We start from the raw sequence: 3,672 nt of genomic DNA on the forward strand, positions 1-3,672 counted from the left end.
CTACCTCCAGCACTGGTGTCTGGTGTATACGACCGATTCATTATTTAAAATGGAAAAGGCAGTTAGTTTGTGTTCACTAATAACTTGTACAATTACACAATACCCAATTTATTTCATTAAGTAAACTGACTATTGAGAAAATAGTTAGAAAGGAACGCTTGTTATGAAAATTTATCTAAAGTTTAGAAAAATAACTTTTACATTGCGAAAAACAGGGGCTGCTTGGGTACTGGCATGAGCAATCATTGCATTGAAAAACCCCGGGCTGTAGTGTTGCCACGACAGGTCCGGGGGATTGAATATAGGCTTATTTTTTAAAGACCAATAACGCGTAGCCTTTATCTTCTTCAAAGTCCCAGTCGACATAACTGCCGATTAACGGGCGGTTAACGATCGCAGGCACTTTCGATTCTGCAAATAACATATATTCCAGCGGCCGTTTTGCCAGTTTCAAGGCTTCCTGAAATTCATTTTTGATCAGTTCTTTCTCCAGCAAAGTGAAGATGCCGATCCGTTCAATGAGCAGTGTCCGGTCGTTCAGCCAGAAGAAATTGGTTTCTTCCGGTTCTTTCTGTCCGGCGATGCTCAAACGGATCACTTCTTTCAGGAGTTCCGTTTCATCCACTTCTTCCGGCCACCTGAGTTTATGCGATTTCGGTTCTTCCAATACGCCCAGAATCATGCCGGAATGATCGTCCAAATTCCAATCGGCATACAACTCCATGACATCGAGATCGGCTTGCTTCCAGAAATTCCTCTTGAACTCAGCCATCAATTCAACCATTAGTAAATCCCTGGTTTTCAACACGCGGTTCTTTTCATTCTGATCCAACAGGATTCTCTCCATCGGGGCCAAGAAATCCCGGACTTGAATGCAGACGAACGATTTGTAGATGGTCACGTACACAGAGCTGGGCCCTTTACCGAAATGCTCCCGCAAGATGGTCGCAGTGAAACCACTGATGACAGATTCTACCGTTTTCTCCTGAGGCATGATGCTCTCTCCTTTAAACGGAAGAAGCTATCCATCCATTTGGGCAAGTGTACAGGGCTTTAGCAGAAATAGATACCTTATGGAACCAATTCAATAAATTACTGGTATCGGACCATCAGTCACTTCATTTTCTCGCGTTGGAACAGCCTGTCACTCATCCAGTCCCAAATAACGGTTCAATTGAGTAGAAAAAACGCCTTTGTCGACCTTCACAAACTTCGCTGCTTTCAACAAAGCCAGCTGATGATGCAAAGTCGTCTTGGACATTTTGAATCGTTCACTCATTTCCTGCAAGGGAGCGGGGCCATGGCATAAATAATGCAACACGTTCAAGCGCAGCCCATCACCGAGCGCTTTATGCCCTTGAATCAATTCGTTCGGCGGCACTTCCGGATCGAGCAGCTGCTCTTCACTGACCGGATAGAAAAACAATTTCACATCTGCCGTACGGATCGTCAGCAGCCATGGCCGATACGATACATGCGGAATAAGCTTGACCGACCAAATGGAAGGCTCCGGTGCATAGTCGACACTCGCCACGCGCTCAATTTCCTTCGCCGCATTCGCGGAATCAAGCCCGCGGTGCTGCTGTTCTTCAAACGTCAGCGCATGCAGCCATCTCCCGATATAAAACTTCTTCGTCATCCAGTCCTGCCATTCGCTTAGCACCTTCATAAACAATTCGCTTAGCTGGGCTCTTGTATGCCCGTGAAGTTGCCATACGTAACCGCTGAGATATGCATGTCCTTCGAACAAGCGGGCATAAGAAGACCACCAGCCACTGTCTTCAGGCTGTTGTGCTGCCTGTTCCCGTAACGCTTCCGCAGCGCGGCTGTGATAGGGGAGCAGGAGGTCATAAAACTGCTCATCCGACAAGCCTGCTAGACGCTTGATAAATTCATCCACCGACTTGGCCCCGAACTCATTCTGCAACAACAGCAGCCCGTACCATAAATTCGTCTCTTCGATCTTCGCTAAAGACTCAAGCAAAGCAGCAGGCATCGCTTGTGCATCCTGTGTCCATTCCTCATCCATCTCGAACGTATGACGCAATTGCCCATGCGTATAGCCTGCAATCCCTACAATCCATTCCCACACCGGCGACTGTTCTACAGCTAAGTGAATCGTCTCTTCGGGTAACGCAGCATCCATAATCTTCATACTGAAAACCTCCTTAAGCATTTTCTCTATTCTAAATGAATGGAATCATTAATTCAATATAAATTGAATTTTAAATTCTGTTTATTTCGAATGAAGAGAAAAACGATGCCTTTATATATAGAAGAAAGAGAGAAAAATCCCTTACAACAAATGAAGTTCACTCAAAAAAAGCACAAAAAAAAAGAGCACCCGAGATTTCGGATACTCCCTGAAGCCTATATTATTTGAAACGTTTGAAGCTGTGGAATTTCTTGCCCCAGTATGGGCCGCTCAAGCTTTTCACTTCTGCTTTAGAACCGCCAGAGTGTACGAACTGGTTATTCCCGATGTAGATCCCAACGTGTGAGATTCCTGGGCGGTAAGTGTTTGCGAAGAAGACCAAGTCTCCTGGGCGTGGGCTTGAAACTTTATAAGACTGAGCATATTGAGAAAGCGTTGTGCGTGACACGCTTTTGCCTGCTTTTTTGAATGCATATTGTACGAATCCTGAGCAGTCAAACCCAGCTGTAGTTGTGCCGCCGAAACGGTACGGGATGCCTTTAAGCGCTAGTGCTTTAGAAACGACTGCTGAAGAAGAAACGCTAGATGAAGCTTGGACAACGCCAGATCCTGATGATTTTGTTACGAGTGAGCTGTGTACCCAACCGTGCGTACCGCCAGTGCGGACTTTGAACCATTTACCGCTGCCGATTGTAGCGGATTTTGTAACTGTTGCAGTTGCGCCTTTAGAAGCGACTTTGATGACGCCGTGGCTTGTGCCGGCATCTCTGCGGACGTTAGTAGCGTATTTGAATTTATAAGTGCTGTTGGAAACCTGGACGATCGCTGGCTCAGATGCTTTCTGTGCAACTTCTGTCTGTGGTTGTGCTTGTGCTGTATTTTGTGCGTCTGTAGCTGAACTAGAAAAGACCAATGCGCCTGCTGCGAGTAGTGTAAAGAATGCTTTTTTCATTTAGTCAGTACCTCCGAAGGATAGTTTTTTTAAATTTATGTTATGTGGATATAAGGATTATCATTAATTTGCTCTGCCACTTACTATATAGACTGCCCCCTAAGAAAACAATGTCTGTGGAGTTTCAATTAGGTTACAACAATATTACAAGTGAATGACGGCTCATAAACCCAGGTATATCAAGGGTTTTGGAGGTGGTAATATTTACAAGTGGATGTTTATTTCTTTGAAAAACGGGAAATGTGAGCATCTCGTGCGTGTTTGAATTCATAAAATATTACAGTCCAGCAGAATTTGTTGTAAATTTCAGAGCCTATAATTTCCAAATCGGGACTCTGAATACTTTCATAGCAGTTTTTTAGTCAATTTAATCATATAATTATTAGAAAAATCAAAAACTATAGCAATAAAGCTTTGTTACACAACTGTAACAATCCATTCATTGCTTTATTTTTGTGGGTTAGGGGTATACGGGAATTAATAGCGTTTTTATCTTTGCGGGATATAGAAAAAGTAAAGGGGGAGATTGCGCTGCAATCGGACGCTTTCCGGAGGGCTCGCATTG

At 44.3% G+C, this 3,672-nt stretch carries 3 protein-coding genes; all 3 read right to left on the reverse strand.

What is annotated here, in order from left to right; translation table 11 throughout:
* Positions 1 to 307: 307 nt before the first annotated feature.
* Positions 308 to 994 carry a Na-translocating system protein MpsC family protein gene (locus tag ON064_RS17605; RefSeq protein WP_274625793.1) on the reverse strand — a complete coding sequence of 229 codons (687 nt, stop codon included), beginning with the start codon at positions 992 to 994 and terminating at the stop codon, positions 308 to 310.
* A gap of 150 nt (positions 995 to 1,144) precedes the next feature.
* Positions 1,145 to 2,155, reverse strand: coding sequence for an ArsR family transcriptional regulator (locus tag ON064_RS17610; protein ID WP_274625794.1), 1,011 nt, complete (start codon positions 2,153 to 2,155; stop codon positions 1,145 to 1,147).
* Between the two features lie 220 nt (positions 2,156 to 2,375).
* Positions 2,376 to 3,107 carry a C40 family peptidase gene (locus ON064_RS17615; RefSeq protein ID WP_121298180.1) on the reverse strand — a complete coding sequence of 244 codons (732 nt, stop codon included), beginning with the start codon at positions 3,105 to 3,107 and terminating at the stop codon, positions 2,376 to 2,378.
* Positions 3,108 to 3,672 lie beyond the last annotated feature (565 nt).

Origin of the sequence: Planococcus sp. A6 (genome assembly GCF_028823615.1) — a bacterium.
In the GTDB taxonomy this organism is placed as follows: domain Bacteria; phylum Bacillota; class Bacilli; order Bacillales_A; family Planococcaceae; genus Planococcus.